20 protein-coding genes are annotated in these 23,076 nt (G+C 55.9%); 15 read left to right on the forward strand and 5 right to left on the reverse strand.

Translation table 11 applies throughout. From position 1 onward, the window contains the following. Positions 1-101: 101 nt before the first annotated feature. A complete protein-coding gene (locus tag AC0QHF_RS26460; RefSeq protein WP_324707270.1) occupies positions 102-230 on the reverse strand; it encodes a hypothetical protein in 129 nt (42 codons plus the stop codon). Positions 231-318: 88 nt separating this feature from the next. Between AC0QHF_RS26460 and AC0QHF_RS26465 the strand changes: the two genes are divergently transcribed. Together AC0QHF_RS26465 and AC0QHF_RS26470 are read left to right on the forward strand one after the other, a co-directional pair. Next, on the forward strand, positions 319-816 hold the full coding sequence (locus AC0QHF_RS26465) for an adenylyltransferase/cytidyltransferase family protein (RefSeq protein ID WP_324707271.1): 498 nt from the start codon (positions 319-321) through the stop codon (positions 814-816). A 104-nt stretch (positions 817-920) separates the two neighbouring features. Then, positions 921-1,640 (forward strand): GUN4 domain-containing protein, encoded by a 720-nt coding sequence (locus AC0QHF_RS26470; RefSeq protein ID WP_324707272.1) that lies wholly within the window; start codon positions 921-923, stop codon positions 1,638-1,640. A gap of 105 nt (positions 1,641-1,745) precedes the next feature. Here AC0QHF_RS26470 and AC0QHF_RS26475 read toward each other — a convergent pair whose 3' ends face one another. Continuing rightward, a complete protein-coding gene (locus AC0QHF_RS26475; protein WP_324707273.1) occupies positions 1,746-2,213 on the reverse strand; it encodes a tetratricopeptide repeat protein in 468 nt (155 codons plus the stop codon). Between the two features lie 246 nt (positions 2,214-2,459). Between AC0QHF_RS26475 and pilM the strand changes: the two genes are divergently transcribed. The 8 genes from pilM to AC0QHF_RS26515 all read left to right on the forward strand — a co-directional run bounded on the left by pilM (position 2,460) and on the right by AC0QHF_RS26515 (position 12,105). Beyond that, positions 2,460-3,554, forward strand: a complete 1,095-nt coding sequence (gene pilM / locus AC0QHF_RS26480; protein ID WP_324707274.1) for a type IV pilus assembly protein PilM — start codon at positions 2,460-2,462, stop codon at positions 3,552-3,554. A gap of 58 nt (positions 3,555-3,612) precedes the next feature. Next, on the forward strand, positions 3,613-4,422 hold the full coding sequence (locus AC0QHF_RS26485; protein WP_324707275.1) for a PilN domain-containing protein: 810 nt from the start codon (positions 3,613-3,615) through the stop codon (positions 4,420-4,422). A 55-nt stretch (positions 4,423-4,477) separates the two neighbouring features. After that, on the forward strand, positions 4,478-5,275 hold the full coding sequence (locus AC0QHF_RS26490) for a pilus assembly protein PilO (RefSeq protein WP_324707276.1): 798 nt from the start codon (positions 4,478-4,480) through the stop codon (positions 5,273-5,275). A 417-nt stretch (positions 5,276-5,692) separates the two neighbouring features. Further along, complete coding sequence (locus AC0QHF_RS26495; protein WP_324707277.1) at positions 5,693-8,059, forward strand: secretin N-terminal domain-containing protein; 2,367 nt, start codon at positions 5,693-5,695, stop codon at positions 8,057-8,059. 570 nt (positions 8,060-8,629) lie between these two features. Continuing rightward, on the forward strand, positions 8,630-8,905 hold the full coding sequence (locus AC0QHF_RS26500; protein WP_324707278.1) for an HU family DNA-binding protein: 276 nt from the start codon (positions 8,630-8,632) through the stop codon (positions 8,903-8,905). A gap of 62 nt (positions 8,906-8,967) precedes the next feature. After that, positions 8,968-10,035 carry a threonine-phosphate decarboxylase CobD gene (gene cobD / locus AC0QHF_RS26505; protein ID WP_324707279.1) on the forward strand — a complete coding sequence of 356 codons (1,068 nt, stop codon included), beginning with the start codon at positions 8,968-8,970 and terminating at the stop codon, positions 10,033-10,035. Positions 10,036-10,098: 63 nt separating this feature from the next. Further along, positions 10,099-11,577: a dihydrolipoyl dehydrogenase family protein gene (locus AC0QHF_RS26510; protein WP_324707304.1), complete on the forward strand. Its 1,479-nt coding sequence runs from the start codon at positions 10,099-10,101 to the stop codon at positions 11,575-11,577. A 21-nt stretch (positions 11,578-11,598) separates the two neighbouring features. After that, the gene (locus AC0QHF_RS26515; protein ID WP_324707280.1) at positions 11,599-12,105 is read left to right on the forward strand and encodes a pentapeptide repeat-containing protein; all 507 of its coding nucleotides are present in this window, start codon (positions 11,599-11,601) and stop codon (positions 12,103-12,105) included. Between the two features lie 84 nt (positions 12,106-12,189). Here the strand turns inward: AC0QHF_RS26515 and AC0QHF_RS26520 are convergent, their stop codons facing one another. After that, positions 12,190-13,533, reverse strand: a complete 1,344-nt coding sequence (locus tag AC0QHF_RS26520) for a 16S rRNA (cytosine(967)-C(5))-methyltransferase (RefSeq protein WP_324707281.1) — start codon at positions 13,531-13,533, stop codon at positions 12,190-12,192. A 92-nt stretch (positions 13,534-13,625) separates the two neighbouring features. On the opposite strand from AC0QHF_RS26520, the gene AC0QHF_RS26525 reads away from it, so the two are divergent. The 3 genes from AC0QHF_RS26525 to AC0QHF_RS26535 all read left to right on the forward strand — a co-directional run bounded on the left by AC0QHF_RS26525 (position 13,626) and on the right by AC0QHF_RS26535 (position 16,564). After that, positions 13,626-14,951, forward strand: coding sequence for an adenylate/guanylate cyclase domain-containing protein (locus AC0QHF_RS26525; protein WP_324707282.1), 1,326 nt, complete (start codon positions 13,626-13,628; stop codon positions 14,949-14,951). 189 nt (positions 14,952-15,140) lie between these two features. Continuing rightward, positions 15,141-15,866: a Uma2 family endonuclease gene (locus AC0QHF_RS26530; protein WP_324707283.1), complete on the forward strand. Its 726-nt coding sequence runs from the start codon at positions 15,141-15,143 to the stop codon at positions 15,864-15,866. Between the two features lie 179 nt (positions 15,867-16,045). Beyond that, entirely contained in the window at positions 16,046-16,564 is a 519-nt protein-coding gene (locus AC0QHF_RS26535) for an ARC6/PARC6 family protein (protein WP_324707284.1), read from the forward strand. 7 nt (positions 16,565-16,571) lie between these two features. Here AC0QHF_RS26535 and AC0QHF_RS26540 read toward each other — a convergent pair whose 3' ends face one another. Further along, positions 16,572-17,807 carry a hypothetical protein gene (locus AC0QHF_RS26540; protein ID WP_324707285.1) on the reverse strand — a complete coding sequence of 412 codons (1,236 nt, stop codon included), beginning with the start codon at positions 17,805-17,807 and terminating at the stop codon, positions 16,572-16,574. Positions 17,808-18,087: 280 nt separating this feature from the next. Between AC0QHF_RS26540 and AC0QHF_RS26545 the strand changes: the two genes are divergently transcribed. Together AC0QHF_RS26545 and glmU are read left to right on the forward strand one after the other, a co-directional pair. Beyond that, positions 18,088-18,972: a tRNA (5-methylaminomethyl-2-thiouridine)(34)-methyltransferase MnmD gene (locus tag AC0QHF_RS26545; RefSeq protein WP_324707286.1), complete on the forward strand. Its 885-nt coding sequence runs from the start codon at positions 18,088-18,090 to the stop codon at positions 18,970-18,972. Positions 18,973-19,113: 141 nt separating this feature from the next. Further along, on the forward strand, positions 19,114-20,472 hold the full coding sequence (glmU, locus tag AC0QHF_RS26550; protein ID WP_324707287.1) for a bifunctional UDP-N-acetylglucosamine diphosphorylase/glucosamine-1-phosphate N-acetyltransferase GlmU: 1,359 nt from the start codon (positions 19,114-19,116) through the stop codon (positions 20,470-20,472). A 128-nt stretch (positions 20,473-20,600) separates the two neighbouring features. On the opposite strand, the gene AC0QHF_RS26555 is transcribed toward glmU, so the two are convergent. After that, on the reverse strand, positions 20,601-23,063 hold the full coding sequence (locus AC0QHF_RS26555) for a two-partner secretion domain-containing protein (protein WP_324707288.1): 2,463 nt from the start codon (positions 23,061-23,063) through the stop codon (positions 20,601-20,603). Positions 23,064-23,076: the final 13 nt, after the last annotated feature.

The following is a 23,076-nucleotide window of genomic DNA, read 5'->3' on the forward strand; positions in this document are numbered from 1 at the left end:
CACCGTCCAACTTCGAGGAAGCACCGCAAAAAAGACCCAGGAACCGGGCGAGTTTGGACATTTGATCTTTGACTTGGAGTGGCGACCGACCTACGGCTACACTAACATAGGTTAATTTTGAGTCCATTGAAGGCGGGTCGGTAGGTTCCCCCGGTGTAATGTTTGGGTGTCGGCCTTCCGGTCGATCGCGATCGCGATCGCGATCGCTCCCTTTCTCCAAGGTATGCCACCGGACGCCATTCTCGACCATCGCATAAACAAACGTTACAAGATGGGGCGCGACCCCCGAATATCCCCGCCCCCAAACCGATCCCAACCATGCCCGACGATCTCTATTCCCTTCAATCTATAGCCGAGGCGATCGCCCGCCACCCGGAACGGTGGCGGCCCCTGGTGCTCACCAACGGCTGTTTCGACCTCATCCACGCCGGACACGTCCGCTACCTCACCCAAGCCAAATCCCTGGGGCGATCGCTGGTGGTGGGACTCAACAGCGATCGCTCCGTCCGCGCCATCAAACCCCCCCGACCGGGCTACCCCCCCCGCCCCATCGTGCCGGAATGGCAGCGGGCTGAGGTGCTGGCCGCCCTCAAACCCGTGGACGGGGTGGTAATTTTCGGCGATCGCACCGCCGACCGCCTCATCGAAACCCTCCAACCGGATATCTACGTCAAGGGGGGCGACTACACCCGGTCAACCCTGCCCGAAACCCCCACCGTGCAAGCCTGCGGGGGTCGCATCGTGTTCGTGACCGTCGAGATCCCCAGTTCCACCAGCGGCCTGGTCGATCGCATCCTCGGGAAATCTCAAATCTAAAATTCCCCACCCCCTACCCTGTAGAATTCTGTCGGATGCCCCTGTACAATGATGGAACGTCAAAAACTGCTGTAATCCTGGATCGCCCAACTCCAACCCCTCCTATGACTGATTCGATCGCTCCCTCCGAACGGGATTTGTCGCCCGATCTCGACGCACTCCGTTCCCAACTCGACTCCGATTCTGAGAAGACGCAGCTACAGGCGATCGCAGCCCTGGCGACGGCCGGGGAGGAGGGTTCGGACCTGTTGATGGAATTTTTGCTCTCCCGGAAATCGCACCCCCCCACCCCCGTCGAAGGGGAAGCTTACAAAAGTCTCTATACCGCCAATTCCCCCAAAACCACGGCATTTCTGCAAGACCACTTCCCCAAAGGGGTCGTCCCCCTCGACTCGGACTCGGCGGTGGACTATTTTCCCGTCCAACAGGAACTCGTCCGGGAAAATTTCCAGACCGCCGACCGCCTCACCCTGGAAAAGCTGTGCGAACTGGCTGGCCCGAGATCCCGGCAACGGAACTGGCTCTATTTTTCCGAAGTCGAGCGCTTTCCGACGACTGACTTGCAAACCCTAGACACCCTCTGGCGGATCCACTCCCTCGGGCAATTCGGCTATTCGGTGCAGCGCCAAATTTGGCTGGGGACGGGCAAAAATTGGGACAAATTCTGGCCTAAAATTGGCTGGCGCAGCGGCCGTACCTGGACTCGCTACCCCGACGGGTTCACCTGGAATCTGGAGGCGCCCGCCGGCCACCTGCCCCTGTCCAACCAACTGCGAGGCCGGCGGGTGATCGAGGCGCTGTTCAACCATCCGGCGTGGAAATAATTGATAATTGATAATTATTGATTGTTCGTCTTTGGCCTTGGAGTCTGGCAATAATTAACAATTGATAGTTAAAAATTAATAACTATTGATTGTTCGTGTCTTTCCTCACAGTCGGGCGGTACATTCGAGGATGAGGCGCTGGTTTTCCAGGGAGTAGGGTTGGATTTCTAGGGCTCTTCGGAAGGCGGCGATCGCTTTCGGGTAGTTGCCCAGGGCGGCATGGCAGAGTCCGATGCCGTGGAGGGCGCCGAAGTGGACGGGGTTGAGGCGGACGACTTCTTCGCAGTCGCCCAGGGCCTTGGCGAACTGGCGGGCGGTGTAGTAGAGGACGGCGCGGCGGTTCCAGGCTTCGGCAAAATCCGGCAGATCTCGGATCAATTGCGTTAAAATGGCTTCCGCGTCCGAGACGGCCCCGGTTTGGAGGCAGTCTTCGGCTCGGCGGAGTTGTTCCAAACCGGCGCTCCCTTTTTGTTCAAACCACAGGCGCCAGAGTTGACGGGTCGCCCGGTCACGCACGGCGGGATCGGGGCTTTTGAGATCTTCGAGAAGCAACTGCAGGTGGGAGTCATCCATGATGGCACTTTGCTCTCTCAAGGGCGGGTGTACGGGTGGCGATCGCACCGAGTCTCGACGGCGATCATCCTGCGGAACCGTGATCGAACGAACCGCACATCCGATCGCATTCTATCATCTTTGTCCGCGACTCCCGGCTCCTTCTCCCGTCGCCGACATCGAACCATCCCAAGAAATGTTATCGTTGACAATAGAACTTGCCATCAAAAAGTTCTGTTTTTCCCTTAACTTATCACAAAAACAGCTATGGTTGGCTTTTTAAAAGGGATTTTTTCCGGCCGCAAGCCGGGAATGGCGATCGAACTGGCATCGGAGCGAATTCACATTGTCGAACTTCGCAAAAAGGGGGATAATTTAAAGTTGCTCACCTTGGCGACCACGCCCGTCCCCGAAGACGTGGTGATCGACGGTCAGATCGTGGATACGCCCACCATGTCGGAACTCATCCAATCGACCCTCGCCGACAACAATATCAAAACTAAGCGCATCGCCACCGCCATTCCCGGGCGGGAGGCAGTGACTCGCCTGATCGCGGTTCCGGCGGAATTGAACGAAGAAGAACTCAAAGATTACATGGACGCGGAAGCAGGATTGTACCTGCCTTTTTCCCGGGAAGAAGCGGACGTTGACTATCAGAAATTGGACTTATTTGTGGACGAAGACGGCATCGAAAAGGTGCAGGTTTTGCTGGTGGCGACCCGCAAGGAAGTCACCGATACTTACCTCGACACATTCGAGCAGGCGGGGTTGCAGGTGGATATTTTAGAAGTCAGCAATTTCGCCCTGATTCGCACCCTCAAAAATCAGCTCGAACAGTTTTCCTCCAACGAGGCGGCGATTTTGGCCGACATCGAATTCGACAGCACGGAATTGGCGATCGTCGTCAACGGGGTGCCCCAGTTCAACCGCACCATCCCCATCGGACTGTTCCAGGTGCAGAGCGCCCTCAACAACGCCATGAACCTGCCCCCCTCCCGGGACGTGAGCGAGCTGCAAGCCATGACCCTTCCCGTGACTGATACAATGGGAGCATTGAGCGATCCCAATCCGGGGACGAATGCCATTATTAAAGTCTTAGCAGAGCTGGCCGACGAACTGCGCCGCTCGATTGACTTCTACATCAATCAGAGCGACGGGTTGGAAATTGCCCAGCTTCTCCTCGCCGGTCCGGGTGCTGCGATCGGACAACTCGACGAGTTTTTCATGCAGCGTCTCGCCATGCCCGCCACCCAAGTCGATCCGATCGAAGCCCTCGGGATCTCCGCCGACGATCGCGAAATTCCCGTCGAACAACGTGCCAGTTTGGGAGTGGCCTTGGGTTTGGGACTGCGGGTCAGCTAACCGGGACGCCCCGGCCGCTCGGACATCCCACGACAGTCTTGCAAGAGGTTATAGTACCATGTACAGCCTGGATATTAATTTTCTCAACGATCGCCCGGACTACAAGCCCACGACGAAACCGAAGCCCACACCCGGCGGCGGGGGGCAACCGATCGACCAAAAGCCGATCCTGATCGGAGTGGGAGCCGCGATCGCTCTCAACGCTCTGGTGGGGGGAGTTTGGTTCGTCTTCAACCAGCGCAATGCCCAACTTCAGAAGGAAGTGGAGGCCCTACAAGCGCAACTGGGCGAGAAAACCAGTCAAGTTAACGAACTCGAACAGATCTACAACGAAACCAAACAAACCAACGAGGAAGCCGACGCCCTGGCGACAGTCTTCAACGAGATCAAACCCTGGTCTGCCCTGAGCCAGGAGGTGGCTGAATTGATGCAAATTGCCGGCGTCCGCATCGCCAATATCGAACAAACCGAACCGGAACCCGCCGCGGAACCCGCCGCGGCCAAAGAGGGCGAAGAAGCCCCCCCGCCACCGCCGCGAAATACCGCCACGGTCAAGATCGAAGGGTTCGCCAGTTCTTTCGGTCAGCTCAACGATTTTATTCTCCTGCTGAATCAGTCTCCTTTCTTTGACGGAGAAAAAACCAAACTGCTCGCGGCTGAACTGCAAGACAACCCTATCCAGTTGGTCGTCGATGGCGGCGACAGACAAACCGACCTGGAATTGCAGCCGGTGGTGGAATACGAGATCGAGACCGCCCTCAGTTCGGCGAAGGCCTCGGAACTGTTGCCCCTGTTGAAAAGCAACGACGCCGCTGGACTGGTGAACCGGATCGAAACCCTGCAGGAAAAGGGCGTGATTCAACCGTAAGCGTTTCCCCGCCTGATGCGAGTCAGGTTATCCGAATCATAGGAGGTTATTCCAAATGACAGCAGCAAATGAATTCATTCCCGAAACCGAAGAGGAGGAGGTATCCGGCCCGAATTTGTTCGGATTGCAGTTGACCTCCAAAACCATCGGGATCGCGATCGCGGTGGTGGGATTGCTCTTGGCGGGGGCCGGCATTTTCAAACTGGTGCTCCCGGCGATGGAACGGGGATCCAACCTCAATGCCGACATTCAAACCAAGCAGCAGGAGATCGAGCAACAAAACGAAAAACTGCTCAAGAGAGAGCAGGCGGAGCGGGAGCTGGAGGAAGCGAAACAGCGTCGGACTAACGTCACGGCCCTGTTTGCTGACGAGGCGACTTTGAATACCCTGATGTTTGATTTGAACGAACAGCTCAATCAAATCAATGCGGGTATCGAGGATGATGCCCTCAAAGCCCAGATTAAGAAATTCGAGCCGGTGGAATTGGAAAATGGGGAATATGAGAAGATCGTCGATGATGGTTCCCTGGGTTCGCAAGTCAACGGCAAACTCAGACGGCGGGAATACGAGGTCGAGTTTGAGGGCAGTTTCGAGCAGACCCGGGATTTTCTGATCGCCCTGGAGCGGATGCAGCCGATGTTGGTGGTGCGAAATTTCGAGTCGGAACTGATGGAACGATCGCCGGAGGTGCGGGGAGAATACCGCCAGGGCCAGTTCGTGCCCCTCGCAGACCAGCCCCAGCGGCGGATCGAGACATCCTTCGACCTGCACGCCCTGCTCCCCCTGAGTCAGGAGGAGTTGGATGCCAAACTCCAAGCCGCCCAGGAAGCGGAAGAGGAAGAACAAAAATAATCGCCGGTTATCGACCTGATAACGGGGCGATCGCGTCTGAAAGGAGCGATCGCTCTTTTTTTTGGACACAGGGGCACAGAGGCTCCAGGAGGCTCCAGGAAGCTCCAGGAGAATCTAAAATCTAAAATCCCCCTACCCAACGCCCCACTTTCCCCCGGTAAAAATTCCGGTTGACAGGTGGTGTCAAATGGTCTAACCTGTCTTCCATCACTCAATCTGGCGAGAATTGTGGGAGTCGGGTGGGGGGCAGCGCATCGGCTCAGGCGTTCCGGCGGGTTTCGGGAATGCCGTCCTTAGATTGCGTAGGGTGTACAGTTGTTGCGATCGCGCTCCATCGAATATGATTTGTTAACTTAAACCCTTAAACCCATCTATAAATAAACGTAAAACCGCCACTTTCCAATGTGAGGAGGGAATGTGAAACAGATTTTAGGATTTGGTGGAGGAGCGATCGCCGGAGCCGCCGCGATCGTCCTGGCCCAGGCTCCCGCCCAGGCGTTTACTGTCGTGCGGGACGTGCAGTTGGTGCAGGCGAACAACGGCGAAATTAACCTGGTGCTGGTGACGGAGGGGACGGAACGCCCGGAAGTGTTCGTCATCCGCCGGGGGAATGATTTTGTCGCCGATATTATCAACACCCAACTCAACTCGCCCAACGGTTCGTTTCAGCAGAACAACCCGGCCCCCGGCATTTCGTCGATCATGGTCAGCCAACTGGACCCCACCAGCGTCCGGGTGATCGTAACTGGAAGCAATGGATCTCCCGACGCCAGAATTATCCAGGGTGCGACGGATGGAATTGCGATCGCGATCGCACCGGGTGCCGTGGCTCAAGCTCCGGCGACTCCCCCCCCGGTTCCCGACTCCCCCAACGTGATGGTTCCGGACCCGGATGTGAACATCGGCGGGCGTCCGGCCGTCCCCAACCAGGCGGGGGGCGAAGAAATTCTCATGCCCGACCCCAACCTGGCCCCACAGCAGCCCGGTCAGGCGCCCCTGCAACCGCGCCGAGACCCTAATCCGGCTCCCCCCTTCCAACCCCGCGCCGTCGCCCCGCCCTTGGGCGATATCGCCGTTTCCAACGTCAATCCCGCCGTCTCCAATATCAACCTCAACAGCAACGAAGTCATCCCCCGTCTGGTGTTGCGAGACGCATCGGTGAGAGAAGTCTTATCCCTGTTGGCGCGAGTCGCCGGACTCAATGTCGCCTTCAGTAATTTGGAAAAAGATGATGAAGGACGCTTTCGGCCCTCAGAGCAGGAAGAGGAATTTACCATCTCACTGGATATTGAAAATGAGCCAGTCCAAGACGTTTTTAACTATGTTCTCCGTCTGACGGGACTGCAGGCGAACCGAGTTGGAAATACCGTTTTTGTCGGTCCCGAACTTCCTGAATCTGCACAAGATGTAGTCATGCGAACTCTGCGGCTGAATCAGACACAGGCAGAGAGTGCTGCTGGCTATTTAAGCACCCAGGGGGCTGAAACTCAAATTCAAATTGATCAAACTCAAGTTCAAGTCGTCGGTCAGGGTCTACTGCAACGGGTTGTGGAAACAACAACCCCCCGAATCATCGCTCTGGGAGCAACAGAGGGACAAGGGCCTCTGTTGCTTCGAGGGTTATCAGTTTCAGCCGACCCCCGCCTGAATTCCGTTACCCTGGTGGGACCTCCCGAAAAAGTTGAGATCGCAACTGCCCTGTTGATGCAACTCGACCTGCGCCGGCGTCAGGTGGCAGTTAACGTCAAGGTGATCGACATCAACCTCTCCGGCGAAGCGACCCAGAACAGCAGCTTCTCCTTCGGTATCAACGATACGTTCTTCGTCAATGACGGCGGTGCCGCCGCCGTCAACTTTGGCGGTTTCAATCCTCCGGGCCGGGATTTATCGACGGGTGGAATTAATTCTCGACCGATCATCGAAAATCGCACGAGCGATGGCATTTTGCTCGATTCGGCAGATCCATTCTTCGATCGCGACGGAACCACCAGCACTCCGCTGACGGCCCCCGGCGGTGGCATCGGCTTGAGACCGGTTTCGCCCGTCACCGACCGACCCGGCCAGGTCGGCATTTCCGAGTACACACCTTTTACCCGAAATCTCAACACCGGGGAATTGACGGGTTTGGGATCGGTGGAATTTGCCCAATTCCCCTTCTTCCAGTATCCCCGGCGCTTCCTCTCCACCCTGCAAGCTCAAATCGTGAGTGGCAATGCCAAGATCCTCACCGATCCCACCTTGGTCGTCCAGGAAGGTGAAACGGCGAGAGTGAACTTGGTGGAGAACATCGTCAAATCGATCGACGTGGAAACGGTCAACACCGTCGCCGGTCCCCAGGTCAACCGAGATCCGACGTTTGAAGATATCGGTCTGACCGTTTCGGTCAACGTCGAGCGAGTTGATGATAACGGGTTCGTGTCAATGCGGATCAACCCCGAAGTCAGCGCCGTGGGCGAACGCATCGAAACGGACAACCAGGGCGGTTTTGCGACGGAAACCTTGATTCGCCGTCTGGACTCCGGCCTGGTCCGCCTGCGGGACGGTCAGACCCTAATCCTTTCCGGCATCATTCAGGAGCGGGAACGGCAAGCCGTGAGCAAGATTCCCCTGTTGGGCGATTTGCCCATCATCGGCGCCCTGTTCCGCAGCACCACCTCAGAAAACGAGCGGGCGGAAGTGGTCGTGTTGGTGACGCCGAACATCCTCGACGATTCCGATCGCTCCCCCTACGGCTACCAGTACAACGTCAGTCCCGACGCCCAACGGATGATCCAGGGCCGGTAGGATAATTGACAATTGAGAGTTGACAATTGATCATTCGTTTTCCTCCGATCGCTAATCGGAGGGGCATTTTTTTGCCCTCACATCTAAAGAAAAGTGGAAAATCCCCCCAAATCCCGGTCAATTCGGGGGTCGGACGATCCATAGCCGGCTTTCACACCTTAGAATAAATCAGTGCAAGTCAGATTCCGTGGGGGTTCTGGGCGATATGCCCAAAGCCCGGGCCGGCGTTTGCCACATCCCCGACGGAGCGACCCCAAACAGAGGGCCGGGGAGAACCGGGTGAAACCTCCGCCAGTCGGGGGATTTCGGGTTCCGCCCGCCTCAATCTGGCGCTACGCGAAGCGTCAAAAGTCAAAATTTGATGAAACGGGCTTTTCAGCTTTTGGCAGAGTCCCAATCAATCTGCGTAGTGCTATCTCTCTCTTTTGTCACTCCGGGACATTTCGACGATTTTCCGGCATCAGGACCGGCGAACAATCGAGGTTTCACCCCAGTCTGACAGAAGAGGAATATTTCGCCCGCCGTCCGGTGTCGGGCGAATCGTGCAAACCAAAAGGAGTAATCGTTCAGATGAACAAGGGTGAATTAGTCGATGTGGTTGCCGCCAGAGCGGACGTGACCAAAAAACAGGCCGACGCGGTGTTGAGCGCCGCCCTCGATAGCATCATGGATTCCGTTTCCCGACAGGAAAAAGTCACCCTGGTGGGGTTCGGCTCCTTTGAAGCCCGGGAGCGGAAGGCCCGGGAAGGGCGCAACCCCAAGACCGGGGAAAAGATGGACATTCCGGCTACCCGGGTCCCGGCCTTCTCCGCCGGTAAGATGTTCAAAGATAAGGTGGCAGAGTAGTGACGGCGATGCGCTCTGATAGATTCAATCCGTCCATCGGAGCGATCGCGCCGAAAATGCTGATGAGCAGACCCAAACACGGCGGAAATCTGACCTGGGCGGCGTCCGTCGCGAACTGTCCCCCGTCGGAGATCCTGGACTTTTCCGCCAGCATCAACCCCCTCGGGCCGCCCCGGTCGGCGCTCGCGGCGATCGAAGCCCACATCGGGCAGATCGCGGCCTACCCCCAGCCGGACTATCGGGAACTGCGGGAAGCCCTCGCCCGATTCCACGGCCTCCCGGACCCGGACTGGATTTTGCCGGGAAACGGGGCGGCGGAGTTGCTGACTTGGGCGGGGCGGGACCTGGCGGAAACCGCCGCCACCTACTTGTTGACCCCGGCTTTCGGGGACTACCGGCGATCGCTCAGAGCTTTCGACGCCCGCATCGTCGATCGCCCGATCTGGCAAGACGGCGACATCCGCCCGCTGTCCGACCTCGGCGCCGACGCCCCGAAATCCGCCGGACTCTTGATCAATACCCCCCACAACCCCACCGGCCACCTGTTTTCCCGGGACTCCCTGCTGCCCCTGCTGGAGCGGTTCGCCCCGGTGGTGGTGGACGAGGCCTTCATGGACTTTCTGCCCCCCGCCGAGCAGCAGAGCTTAATTGGGGAGGTGGCCGATTTTCCCAACCTGGTGATTTTGCGATCGCTCACCAAATTTTACAGCCTCCCCGGTTTGCGGTTGGGATACGCCATCGCCCACCCGGAGCGCCTGCACCGCTGGCAAGGGTGGCGCGACCCCTGGTCCGTCAACGCCCTGGCCGCCGCCGCCGGCATCGCCGTTTTGGGCGATCGGGACTTCGAGGCCCGGACTCGCACCTGGCTGGAAACCGCCCGCCCCCAACTGTACCGGGAGTTGAAAGAACTGCCGGGACTCGACCCGTACCCCGGTGCGGCCAATTTTTTGCTAGTCTACTCACAATGGCCGGTTCCCGAACTGCAAGCCCGAGTGCTCCGGGAGCACCGGATTCTGATCCGGGACTGCCTGAGTTTTCCCGAACTCGGCGATCGCTATTTTCGGGTCGCCGTCCGCACCGAAGCGGAAAACCGGCGCCTGCTCGACGCCCTGGCCCGTTGTTGCCCTTGAGCGCCATGACCGATGGATCGGGGTAATTATTAATTATTAATTGTTAATTGTTAATTGCTGAAAATGCTCGATTACGACGTGGTTATCATCGGCGGCACCCTAGCCGGACGCCAAGCCGCCCTCACCGCCACCCAAATGCGGGCCCGGGTCGCCCTGGTGGAACCCCACCCCGCCCCCGTCGCCGGCCAAATTTTCGGCCCGAACGCCCACCAAACTTTGTTGCAGGTGGCCCGGGTCGCCCGCCAGATGCGGGAGATCTCGCAATACGGCATCAGTTGGGAAACCGCCACCCGGGCCGGGGAGGGGGAGGACGATCGCTCCCGGTCGGAAAATATCAATATTTTGGTGCGCCAGGACCAGACCCGCCGCTGGATGGAGTGCGTCGCCGACCACATGGAAAGCCTCTACGACTCCGCCATTTTGGCGTCCCGGGGGGTGGATGTGATTTTCGGCAACGGGGAATTTACCGCCGAGCCGAAATTGTCGTTCGTCGTCAACGGCCGCCGGTTGCGATCGCGCACTTACCTGCTGGCGACGGGTTCCCGGCCCCGCCTCCCCGACGCGGAGGGGTTGCCCCTGGCGGGTTGCCTGTCGGCCGATACCGTCGGCAAGCTGACCCAAATTCCGGCCCGGTTGGCGGTCGTCGGCGGCGACCCCACGGGGGCGGAACTGGCCCAAACCTTCGCCCGCCTGGGTTCCCAAGTCACCCTCGTCACCCGCGGCCCCCACATCCTCGGCCGGGAAGACCCGGAGGCGGCGTTTCTGGTCCAGGCTCAGTTGGAGGCCGACGGGGTGACGGTGCTGACGCGCACTCCCGTCACCCAGGCCAGACAAATTGAGGACACCAAGTGGATACAGGCGGGGGACCGGGCGATGGAAGTGGACGAAATTATCCTGGCGGCGGGGCGCACGCCCCAGGTCGGCGGCTTGAATCTGGAGGGGGCGGGGGTGCAACTCCTCCCGGACCGTTTGGTTTTGAATGAGAAATTGCAGACCACGAACCCGAGAATTTACGCCTGCGGCGCGATCGCGGGGGGATATCCCCTCCCCCACGTCGCCGAGTATGAAACCCGCGTCGCCCTCAAAAATGCCCTCTACTGGCCCCGGCTGAGGGTCAACTACCACGGCATCCCCTGGGTCGTCCACACAGACCCGCCGTTGGCGCGGGTGGGGTTGACCCAGAAGCAGGCGCGACGGCGCTACGGGGACCGGGTGCGGGTGAGTCGGGAGACGTTCCGGCACGTCCCCAAAGCGCACTTATTGGGGGAAACGACGGGGTTTTGCGAACTGGTGGGGCACCGGGACGGGCGGATTTTGGGGGCTTCGATTTTTGGGGCGGGGGCGGACGAGTCGATCAATTTGGCCGCGATCGCGATTCGGGAAGGCCTTAAAATGGATGCGATCGCCGACTTCCCCGCCGTCTGGCCCACCCTGGCCGGGGTCGCGCCCCAAACGGCTGCGGCCTGGGTGCGGGACCGCCGTTCGCTCCGGTCCGACTGGATCGAAATGCTGTTCGACTGGCGGCGATCGTGGGGATCTTAGGCTTAGTTTTGGAGTGTAATTGTGAGAATTCGGAAGCAGGTTTTGACGGCAACTCTCTGTTCGTTGCTTTTGGTCGGCGTCGGCTGTTCCACCCCACCCCAGGAAGGGAATCGGGCGGGTTCGGTGTTGGAAACGAAGGAATGTTCGGACTGCGATTTGAGCGGCCAAAATTTTGAAGGGGCCGACCTGGCTGGGGCGGTTTTGAACGGCGCCAATTTGAGCAATGCCAATTTGAAAAGGGCGAATTTGGAGGGGGCGCTTTTGGACAGTGCCAACCTCGGCGGCGCGGATCTCGGCGGTGCCAATTTGAGCGCGATCGCCCTGACTCAAGCGGATCTGACCGGCGCGAATTTGACCGGGGCGAACCTCAAAAATGCCTATTTGCGGGGGGCGAATTTTGCGAACGCAACGTTAAATAATGCCGATTTTACTGGGGCTGATTTGAATGCGGCGGATCTGACGGGGGCGACGTTGGAGGGGGCTAATTTTCAGGGGGCGATCATGCCGGATGGGGAAGTTCAGAATTGAGGGTTGATTCGACCCTCTCCTTTGTCCGGGGAGGGCTAAAGCCCAACGACAATCTCCCCTGCGTTTCCTCCGTGCCTGGAGTGGTTAAAATCTCCGCAATTTGACCATAAAAAATCCGTCCATATCCCGGCGGTGGGGCCAGATCTCGATCGCCCCCTTTTTGGTCAATTCCCCCGGCAGATCCAATTCCGGCACCTCGATTTGCCAGTCGGAATGGCGGCTCAAAAAGGATTCGATATTCCCCTGATTTTCCCTCGGGTGCAGGGTACAGGTGGCGTACACCAACACCCCTCCGGGCTTCACCCAGCGGCTCGTGTGCTCCAACAATTCCGACTGCAATTGAGACAGTTTGTCGATATTCTCCGGAGTCTGCCGCCACCGCGCATCCGATCGCCGGTGCAGGGTTCCTAACCCTGAACACGGTGCGTCTAATAGTACGCGATCGCAAGTATTCTCATACTGGGAAAACTGCCGCGCATCCCCCACCTCAATTTGAATCGATCGCAACTGTAACCGCTCCACGCTCTGCTGTAATGGTTTCAAACGGGACTCGGCGCGATCGATGGCGATAATTTTGCCATTATCCCCCATCAATTCCGCCAAATGGGTCGTTTTTCCCCCCGGTGCGGCGCAGGCGTCGATTATCGTTTCCCCCGGCTGCGGATCGACGACATACCCCACCAACTGCGCGGAGGCATCCTGAACCGTCCACCAGCCGTCCGCGTATCCCGGCAAATTTCGGATCGCGCCACTGCCGGAAGACAGCCGCAACCCTTGGGGTAATTTTGGAATGGAATTGACGGCAATTCCCGCGTCTTGAAATGCGGTTTTCACTTCTTCCAAAGCAGTTTTGATAGGGTTAATTCGCAAATCTAAATGCGGCGATCGGTTGAACCATTGGCAGAGTTGTTCCGCCTCTTCGATTCCCAACTGCTTCACCCAAAATTTCACGATCCAATCCGGGAAACTGTGTACAATTCCCAGCCGCGCCGGATTGTCCGGCAATTTCAAAATCGACTCCGGCGATTTCCCACCCTCCACCGATCGCAAATATTGCCGCAACACCCCATTCACAAATCCCCGCAAACCCGACAATTTGTTATATTTGGTCAATTCCACCGTCGTATTCACCGCCGCCGAGGGGGGAATCTGTTCGAGAAAACCGAGTTGATACAGTCCCAAATGTAAAATAATTCTCACATCCGGCGGCTGCAGGCGAGCCGGTTTTTTGGCGAGGCGATCGATCAGCGCGTCCAGGGTCCGCATTCGGCGGGTGCAGCCGTAGACCAATTCCGTCGCCAGTCGGCGATCGCGATCGCTCAATTTCGCCCGACGCAATTTGCCATCCAAGGCGAGATCCGCAAATGCCCCCCGCTGCTGGATATCGCGGAGAGTTAAAAAAGCCAGTTGGCGAGGATTATCTATCACAATAACAGTTTACCCGATTTGTGTTCAAAACTGAGACAATAGTTAAACGTTGATTTGACCGCTAAATTCTGAGGATTTGGGTTGAGACCATCATGAATCAAAATTTCCCGGATGAGAGCGGCTGGGGTGCATGGCTCGATCGCCGGCTGAAACCGCTGTTTCGGAGTCCCGACATCATCGAGGCAGCCGACTATCCAACCTGGCGACATCATTTCATGCACCGACGCCTGGGGTTGGGCCTGTGGCTGGCTCTGATCGCCTATTCGACCTTTTCGATCTCACAGCTTAACAACTTGTTATTTTACCCCCAACAGTTTCGGATTGAGTGGTTGATCACCCAAATTGTGGTGGAAGTGGGACTCATTGTTGGTGTCGTCCTGCTGCGAAGTGCGATCGGCCGCCGCCGTCCGGAATTGATTTTTCTGCTGCTATCTTGGCTGGTGACGCTGAGTCCCCAAATTCGCGGGACATTGCTGGGAATTTCCCAACCCGCGATCGTCGAATGGCCCCTGACGTTCTTTTCCCAAGCCACCCTCGTCCCGGTGCTGTGGCCGCTACACCTGATTTCTCAACTGGGGGTTTTGGTCTACTATTTTGGCAGTCGAATTATTTTCAATTTAGACGTGCGATTCCCGGCGGATTGGATGACCCAGGATTTTCTGGTGCTGTACTTTTTCTGGATTTGTGTGATTTGCAATTTATCCGTTTATCTTTACGACCGGTTGGCGCGGTCCGAATTTCAATCCCGCCGCGCCTTGGAACGGGCCTACGAACAGGTTAAAATTGAACAGGAGCGATCGGAAACCCTGCTGTTAAATATTTTACCCCACCCCATCGCCGAACGCCTCAAACAAGACCGCACCACCATCGCCGACAGCTTCACCCATTCGGGGGTATTGTTCGCCGATATTGTCGGATTTACCGAACTGGCCGGAAAGTTCGACCCCAGCCAGTTGGTGCATTTGCTCAACGGCATTTTTTCCGAATTTGACGCCCTGGCAGACCGCCACAATTTGGAGAAGATTAAGACCATCGGCGACGCCTACATGGTCGTTTCCGGGTTGCCCTTGCCCCAGGATGATTACGCCGAGGCGATCGCGGATATGGCTTTGGATATGCAGCACGCCCTCCGAGATTTTAACATCAAAACTAACCAGGATTTTAAGATCCGCATCGGCATCGCCACCGGCCCCGTCATCGCCGGGGTGATCGGGTTGAAAAAGTTCATTTACGACCTCTGGGGAGATACCGTAAATATCGCCTCCCGCATGGAATCCCACGGCATCGCCGACGAAATTCAAGTCACCGAAGACACCTACGAAGTCCTCAAAGATAGCTATCGGTTTGAAAGGCGCGGCGCGATTACAATCAAAGGCAAAGGAGAGATGACGACTTATCTGCTCAAAGGGAAGCGATAAACCCTTTTCGACGCACCGATTTAAACCGGTTAAGACTCGTTTGATAGGACTGAAATTAACCCCCTATTTTCCTCGGTTTTCCCTGGACAAAACCAAATAAATGATCTACAATAAAATTGAGGAGTGATCCCGAATTTTTGTCATTTTTATGGATGTCATTCGTCCCGTTTTTACGGAGGAAATCCGGCTATGATTCAACTCAAAGAAACCGTTATCTACCCCGACAGTGACGGAAAACCAATGTCAGACAATACTCAACAATTTCGGTGGATTGTCGTCATCAAAGAAAATCTAGAAATTATCTTCAATGACGATCCCAATGTCTTCATCGCTGGCGATTTGCTCTGGTATCCAGAAGAAGGAAATAACAAGCTCCGCCAAGCTCCCGATGTGATGGTTGCTTTCGGACGGCAAAAAGGCGATCGCGGTTCTTACAAACAATGGGAGGAAGAGGGCATCACCCCCCAGGTTGTCTTTGAAATTTTATCTCCCGGAAATACGCTCAAAGAAATGGCGAAAAAGCTGAAATTCTACGATCATTATGGGGTGGAAGAATATTATATCTTCAATCCCGATCGCCCGGACTTTAACGGCTGGCTGCGGAGTCCCGATGGCAGGTTGGATGTCATCGAACAGCCGGAAAACTGGACCAGTCCCCGGCTGGGAATTCGCTTTGAATTGCAAGAGGGAGAATTTACAATTTACCGCCCCGACGGCGAACGTTTTCTGACGCCAACGGAGTTGGCTAAAAAGGCGGAAACCGAACGACAACGGGCGGAAACCGAACGACAACGGGCGGAAACCGCCGAACAACAAATGGAAACCGAACGACAACGGGCGGAAACCGCCGAACAACGGGTTCGCGAACTCGAAGCCCGTTTGCGAGAACTCGGACAAAGTTTGAATGGTGATTAGAACCCCACCCAACCCTCCCCTTGGCAAGGGGAGGGCTCAGAAGTTATTTTTAATTCTTTAAAAAAAAATTTTTGATGGGGATGGGGGTTGACATGGCAGCCGGCGAACTGTAGAATTTAATTCGGAGGGGGAAGTGTGTCCACTTGCTTGATTTTTTGTTCAACGTCCCCGAGACTTTTATGAACGATCGCCCAATGGAACCCGCGAAGAGTTTGGCTGTCATCCTGCTGGTGGGAATGGTGGCAACGCCGGTTTCTGCGTCTCCCGAAATCGCCGTCAATCTTCACCAAACCCCGAATGCGATCGCCCAGAATAACGCCTCCCTCAGCCTGGGACGGGCGGCGGATTTAATTGATGATTGGTTGAGGGCAAAAAGTCGTATTTTTGCCCCGCCGTTTGATCGCGATACCCTGGCGGCACTGACGACGAGTCGTTTGTATGCAGACACCCTGGAGGCGATCGACTATTTACTCGAAAATGATGGATATTACGAGTACGGTGTGCAAAAACTGGAGTCCGTGGAACGGTTTGCAGAATCGGGCGATCGCGCCACAATTGAAGTAACAATTACAGAAGATGTCACCTTTTATCAAGGCGGGAAAGTTATCGAAAGTACCTTCAACACCCAGCAAGTTCGCTACCAACTCCGATTCCGAGATAACCTCTGGAAAATCGCCGATTCTCAGATTTTGGAGTGAGATAGAATCACCCTTTTTTCAGATGCGGAGTTCGGCAATAGGTGAAAATGAAAATTGCCAAGCTGGCGATCGTGTTGAATGCCATCAAATTCAACAGGATTTTGGGATCGTTATCCCAGCGTCGAAAATACAAATATAAAGACCGATCATTTGATTTGAATGAGTTCCTATAATAGGAATTATTGACCGCTTCCCCGAGATTATTGTGGGCTATCAAACTTTTTTTTAAGCCAACACTGATGTCCGTTATCATTCCCGGCATTAATACAAAAAAGAATACACTGGCCGAGACGACAACTAAACCTCCGAGTACAATCGGAACACGAAGACGGGCCACAAAAACTCCACTTCTCCACGCAAAATATAAGCTCATTATAATCGCGATCGGGATGCCAAACTGACCGATAATTGCACTCAATTGTTGGATATATCCGAGTTTTTCTGGAGGGTCGGGAGGGACGGAAGTCACCGCCAAATAATTCGCCGGAATTCCATCAAATTGTGCGGTCAACAGACCGGGTTCTGTTTCCGTCATCGGCAGGGTGGTGGAAATGTGCCAGTCGGGGGGATAATTGACCGTCACATTCAACGTTCCAAAGTCTTTCCAAGCCTTCGCGGGAGCCAAAATATAAACGATTTGATAGTCCCAATAAAATCGCCCGCTCTGGTGGGTACTCGGGATCATATCGTAGGCAACCTGTAGCCGGCTGGGTGCTTCCGGAAATTCGGCGACAAATTTGAATCCCGTCTCTCCCCGGAAGTCATAGCTGTTATAACTTAACATTTGATCGGGTCGATCTGGGAAAGGAAAAGCCGCCGGAACTTGCGATGGAACTTGCCATTCTTCCGGCACAGGAAACTCTCTGACCATTTGATAAGAAATGGGGGCGTCATCGAGTGTCACCGTGGCAACGGTTTCGGAGGTGCGATCGCTGAAGGCGTTGGGGGCGATAAATAACAATTCGACGGACTCGGATGGACCTCTATTTTGAATCGAATAGGTCGCCGTAATTTTGGCTTCTTTGCCGACTTCCAAAGGTCGGAGGTCGATCGCGAGGGTTTCCTCGACAATTTCAAGCGGTTCCAAATTGCCCCACAATTCTCCGAGTTGGTCGCCCCGTCTAAAAGGGGGCGCCGCATTGGGTAAAACGGCGGACTGGAACAGTAAGATGGCGATCGCCGTTGCCAACAAACCGGCCCAAAACCGCCCGATTTTTGTTAATATCTTGTTACCGCCAGACATAGCCAGAACACTTGCATCAAAATTTACAATTCTTTATGAAAAAATATTGAGCAATTTCAACTCGTCATACCGCCAATCAATTGCAGTATAACATCCGGGCGATCGCCCGGGTTTATCCATTCCCGATTCAAACCCGAAAATTAGATTAAAATTTTCCAACTCGGCCGAAGTGGAGTATAATTAAAGCAATGGAGTAAATTGGGCTGATCCTGTTCTAATTTCCAGATCGACACCGACATCAAACCTCCCGCCAACCGGACGACCCGTCCCCAATCGAGCGATGACCGAACCCGATTCTTTTTCCCCCGAACCCACGGCAGACGGTTCATTCACCTTTTTTTCTCCCGAATTTGGAGAGGCCTTTCACAGCCACTATGGAGCCAAGCAGGAGGCAGAATATAAATTTGTTAAGCCCCTGCAACTGCGCCAAAAAGCCCAAAAAAATCAGATCAAATTATTGGATATCTGTTACGGTTTGGGATACAATACCGCCGCCGCATTATCCGCCATCTGGGAGGTCAACCCGAATTGTCGGGTGGAAGTCGTGGCGTTGGAATCCGACCCGCGAGTACCCCGAAGTGCGATCGCCCAAGGGTTATTAAACGAGTATCCCTTTCCCATTCCCAAATATTTGGCGACCCTGGCGGATGAATTTCGCCTTGATATCGACCTTTTCAATGCCCAATTATTAATCGGCGACGCCAGGGAAACATTGCCACGGGTTTATGATTCCAATTTCCGGGCGGACGCCATCTGTCTCGACCCCTTTTCGCCCCCCGCCTGTCCGCAACTGTGGACGGTAGAATTTTTGGGACTGGCGGCCAAATGCCTCGCACCCGACGGACGCTTGGCGACCTATTCCTGTGCGGCGGCAGTCCGAAGCGCCCTCCTGGCAGGGGGACTGGCGATCGCATCCACCGAACCGAGAGGCCGTCGCACCCCCGGGACCGTCGCCAATTTCGGTGGGACGGACCTGCTCCCCCTGACCCAGAGGGAACGGGAACACCTGCAAACCCGCGCCGCCGTCCCCTACCGCGACCCGAATTTGTGCGATCGCGCCGAATCCATTGTAGAGCGGCGGCGGCAGGAACAGTCCACCTCCGCCCTGGAGCCGACCACCCAATGGAAAAACCGTTGGAAGCGATGGGGAATAATTGACAATTGACAATTGACAATTGACAATTATCAATTCATAATTTTGTGTAAGTGAACCCGAACGAGTAATATAATTAGTAGGTTTTTTGGAAATAATCCACGGGTGCGATCGCTCGCATCTGTACTTGAACACTGACACCGAAAACGTTTGATGGTAGCAGTAGCAATTCTAGCGGCGGGGCGGGGAACGCGCATGAAATCCGACCTGCCCAAAGTTTTACACGAATTAGGGGGGCGATCGCTCGTCCAATGGGTTTTGGAAAGTGCCCGGGGTTTGCGGCCGTCGAGGCGGCTGGTGATCGTGGGTTACGAAGGCCATCGCGTCCGCAACTCCCTCACGGAAACCTATCCGGGGGAAGATCTCGAATTTGTCGAACAGAAGGAACAGTTGGGGACCGGCCACGCCATCCAGCAACTTCTGCCCCACCTCGAGGATTTTACAGGGGATCTGCTGGTTCTCAACGGAGACGTGCCGCTGTTGCGTCCCGAAACCCTGGAACAGTTGATGGACCTCCACAAAAAACAGGGCAACGCTGCCACCATCTTGACGGCGAACCTGCCGAACCCGACGGGATACGGCCGGGTGTTTTGCGACAGCCAGAACCGCGTCAAGCAGATCGTCGAACATCGGGACTGTACCGACGCCCAAAAGCAAAATCACCGCATCAACGCGGGGGTATACTGTTTTAACTGGCCGGCGTTGGCGAAAATTCTCCCCGACCTGAAGGCGGACAACGACCAGCAGGAATATTATTTGACCGATACAGTCCGCCACCTCAGCCCCGTCATGGCCGTGGATGTGGACGATTTCCGGGAAATCATGGGCATCAACAACCGCCGCCACCTCGCCGCCGCCCACGACATCTTGCAGGATTGGGTGAAGGAGGCTTGGATGGATGCCGGGGTGACGCTGATCGACCCCGACAGTATCACCATCGATGATACGGTGAAATTGGAGGCGGATGTGATTATCGAGCCCCAAACCCATTTGCGGGGGCAGACCGCGATCCGGTCGGGGAGTCGCATCGGGCCGGGAAGTTTGATCGAAAACAGCCAGATCGGGGCAAACGTGACAGTATTGTATTCGGTGGTGTCCAACAGTGCGATCGCGGACAATACTCGCATCGGTCCCTACGCCCACCTGCGGGGCCATGCGGACGTCGGGGCGGGATGTCGGATCGGCAATTTCGTGGAATTGAAAAACGCCACGGTCGGCGATCGCACCAATATCGCCCATTTATCCTACATCGGCGACGCCACCCTCGGCCAACAAGTGAACGTCGGGGCGGGGACGATTACTGCCAATTACGACGGGGTGAAAAAGCACCACACCACCATCGGCGATCGCACCAAAACCGGTTCAAATAGCGTCCTGGTGGCGCCCATTACCGTGGGAGAAGATGTCACCATCGCCGCCGGTTCTGTCATCACCGACGACGTGCCCGACGACTGCTTGGCGATCGCCCGGGAACATCAAACCGTCAAACCCGGTTGGCGGTTAAAACCGTAGCAACTCGGATAAACCGAGAAACCGGGTTTCTACCAGCATCTCTCATCCCCACAAAAAACCCTCCTAGAAACCCGGTTTCTTCATCCCCACCCAAGGCGGGTCCTTATCAATTATCAATTATCAATTATTCACCACGGACTGCCAATTAAGGTAATATTTCCCCCCTCGACTTCTCCCGCCGCGTCCAAAACTCCGACGGCGACATCCCCCGCAGCTTCCAGCGTCATATTTCCCCCCTCTCCGGCGAGAGCCCCCGAATACAACTCTCCCCCCGTCGTATCGATATTTCCCTCCCGACTGGCAAGGGTGATATTGCCGCCGTTGGGGGGACTCCCTCCCGGCGGCGGCGGTTGTCCCGGTTGCAGGTTTTCGGAGTTCAAATCTCCGTCGCCGACTGTCGCCGACTCCCGGCGGACTCCTAAAGCCCCCGATATAATATCCCCCGTCATCATATCGTCAGTCGCGGTTATTTGAATATCCCCGCCCCGCCCACTCAAAGCAGTAGAATCGATAACCCCTCCCGTCGTATCCACTTCCCCTTCCGCATCGAGGGTAATATTTCCCGTCCTCCCCGCTTCTTCTATCGTCGCCGTCGAAATATTCTCCGCCACCCGCAAATCGCCCCCCGCATTCAGGACGATTTCTCCTCCCCCCGTCGTCGTCAGTCCCGACAACTCATCCGTCACGCCGCCAACCGTCACGTCGCCGACAGCCTGAAAAAATAGCCCCCCCAACCCAGCGGCGGCTTCCAAATTCCCCGCATCAATCCCCAACGGTTCTGAAATCGACCCGATTTGTCCGTCTCCAGCAGTAATAAAACTCGCCCTCCCCGCCTCAATCAAAGGAGTCCCCGCCCCCCGAAAAACGCTGCCGCCGTTGGCGTGGACGGTTAAATCCCCAGTTGTCGTCAAATTGCCCAACTCGATATTTCCGACTTCCCCCAAACCGCCCAACTCGATAAAAATATTCCCTTCCCCGGCATTCAGTCGGGTCCCTTCCGCCTGAAAAATATTTGCCGCCCCCGCTTCGCGGACATTTCCATCCATCTCGTCGCGATTGCCGAATAACGAAATTTCCCCATTCCCGGCGGACGTATCGATATCGGCCTTTAAATTAATACTGCGTCCCGCCCGCAATTCCACCGAAGTCTCGACAACAATATCGCCCTCGACAGTAATATCGTTGTCGGCATCCAAAATAATATTGCCCTCGGATTCCGCCAGACTATTTGTACTAACGATACTATCGCCTTCCCGAGTCGTTTCACCCTCGCCCCCTTCCACAACCGTCAAATTTCTCGGGTCGAGTAATAGCGTCCCCGGTTCTCCCGAGATTCCCCCGACATTCACACTCCCCAAAAACTGCAAGTTCCCTTCGCCCGACACTTCCACAAACCCGCCATTGATTCCCATCGCCGTTGCGGTTCCCGAAAAATAAGTATTTCCGTCCGACCAAATGACAATATCCCCGCCATCTCCGGTTATCGAATTTGCGGATAGGACGGAAAGACCGTCAATGGTCGTCGTCCGAGAGTTGGGAAAATCCCCATTTCCGCGATAACCGCCGCCGACGTAAATACTGCCCCCGCCGTCGGTTCCCGATGCCGAAATTTCGCCATCGACAACGGCGACCGCTTCGCCAAAAATACCCACGGTTCCGCCCGTCCCGCTTTCCGTTTCCGCCGTCGAAAGGGTTCCGGATGCGATCGCACTTCCGGCCCGATTCGGTACTGTCGTCTCGGAATGACCAAGAACGATTTCGCCGTTGGTATTGACGCTGACGGTATTCGCGTTGACGGTATCATCCCCCGCCAACAGTTGCGGAAAATCCAAAGGTGTGATAGGATAATGGTGAGTGCTTTCCGACGGCAGGGCGGAGATTTCCAAGCTCAAAAGTTGTCCGACGTGGGAAATGCGAACCCGACTCTCTCCGGGGACGGCCGCGATGGTAATATTACCCCCCGAAACCGACAGATTTCCGGTATTGATGACCGTTCCACCCAGCAGGGTCAAATTGTGTCCGGCATCTAAGGTCAAATTGCCCTGGTTGACGATCGCCCCCGGCCGGTCGATCGCGAATAAATACCCGCTGGGAGTCCCCACAAAACTGCGATAATTATTATCGGCGATCGCGTCAAACCAGTTATTCCCAAATTCGATACCCGTGGCGGTGGTGACGGTAAAATCGCCCGGGACATTCAAACGGGCGTTGGGGCCGAAAACAATACCAGCCGGATTCATCAAAAATAGGTTGGAATTGCCCCCTGTCACCTGAATCAAACCGTGGATAATCGAAGCATCCCCGCCCACGACCCGACCCAAAATATTGCGAATTTCGGGATTCGATAAAAAGTTGGCGACCTGCCCTTCCGAGAGTCCGAATTGTTGGAAACTGTGAAACAAATTCTGACCGTCCCCGGCGAGGGAACCGCCCCGGATGTCGAACTGATTTCCTTGTACATCGACAACCGTTCCCGTCCCGTCTGCGGCGGGGGTGACGGGTTGAGTTTGGGCAATCGCGGGAAATAAAATAACCGCCATTGTCGCGTCACAAATCAGCCCCAGACTCAATTTCAGCCAACTGCTTTTCATCGATTTATCTCCT

The sequence above is a fragment of the Lyngbya sp. CCY1209 genome, assembly GCF_055795065.1.

Excerpts from the sequence above, each read along its gene's own strand:
- AC0QHF_RS26555 (WP_324707288.1), bottom strand. The coding sequence starts at position 23,063 with ATGAAAAGCAGTTGGCTGAAATTGAGTCTGGGGCTGATTTGTGACGCG.
- AC0QHF_RS26490 (WP_324707276.1), top strand. The coding sequence starts at position 4,478 with ATGACAGCAGCAAATGAATTCATTCCCGAAACCGAAGAGGAGGAGGTA.
- AC0QHF_RS26530 (WP_324707283.1), top strand. The coding sequence starts at position 15,141 with ATGATTCAACTCAAAGAAACCGTTATCTACCCCGACAGTGACGGAAAA.
- cobD (WP_324707279.1), top strand. The coding sequence starts at position 8,968 with ATGAGCAGACCCAAACACGGCGGAAATCTGACCTGGGCGGCGTCCGTC.
- AC0QHF_RS26485 (WP_324707275.1), top strand. The coding sequence starts at position 3,613 with ATGTACAGCCTGGATATTAATTTTCTCAACGATCGCCCGGACTACAAG.
- AC0QHF_RS26465 (WP_324707271.1), top strand. The coding sequence starts at position 319 with ATGCCCGACGATCTCTATTCCCTTCAATCTATAGCCGAGGCGATCGCC.
- AC0QHF_RS26510 (WP_324707304.1), top strand. The coding sequence starts at position 10,099 with ATGCTCGATTACGACGTGGTTATCATCGGCGGCACCCTAGCCGGACGC.
- AC0QHF_RS26535 (WP_324707284.1), top strand. The coding sequence starts at position 16,046 with ATGAACGATCGCCCAATGGAACCCGCGAAGAGTTTGGCTGTCATCCTG.
- AC0QHF_RS26525 (WP_324707282.1), top strand. The coding sequence starts at position 13,626 with ATGAATCAAAATTTCCCGGATGAGAGCGGCTGGGGTGCATGGCTCGAT.
- AC0QHF_RS26540 (WP_324707285.1), bottom strand. The coding sequence starts at position 17,807 with ATGTCTGGCGGTAACAAGATATTAACAAAAATCGGGCGGTTTTGGGCC.
- AC0QHF_RS26470 (WP_324707272.1), top strand. The coding sequence starts at position 921 with ATGACTGATTCGATCGCTCCCTCCGAACGGGATTTGTCGCCCGATCTC.
- glmU (WP_324707287.1), top strand. The coding sequence starts at position 19,114 with ATGGTAGCAGTAGCAATTCTAGCGGCGGGGCGGGGAACGCGCATGAAA.
- AC0QHF_RS26545 (WP_324707286.1), top strand. The coding sequence starts at position 18,088 with ATGACCGAACCCGATTCTTTTTCCCCCGAACCCACGGCAGACGGTTCA.
- pilM (WP_324707274.1), top strand. The coding sequence starts at position 2,460 with ATGGTTGGCTTTTTAAAAGGGATTTTTTCCGGCCGCAAGCCGGGAATG.
- AC0QHF_RS26500 (WP_324707278.1), top strand. The coding sequence starts at position 8,630 with ATGAACAAGGGTGAATTAGTCGATGTGGTTGCCGCCAGAGCGGACGTG.
- AC0QHF_RS26475 (WP_324707273.1), bottom strand. The coding sequence starts at position 2,213 with ATGGATGACTCCCACCTGCAGTTGCTTCTCGAAGATCTCAAAAGCCCC.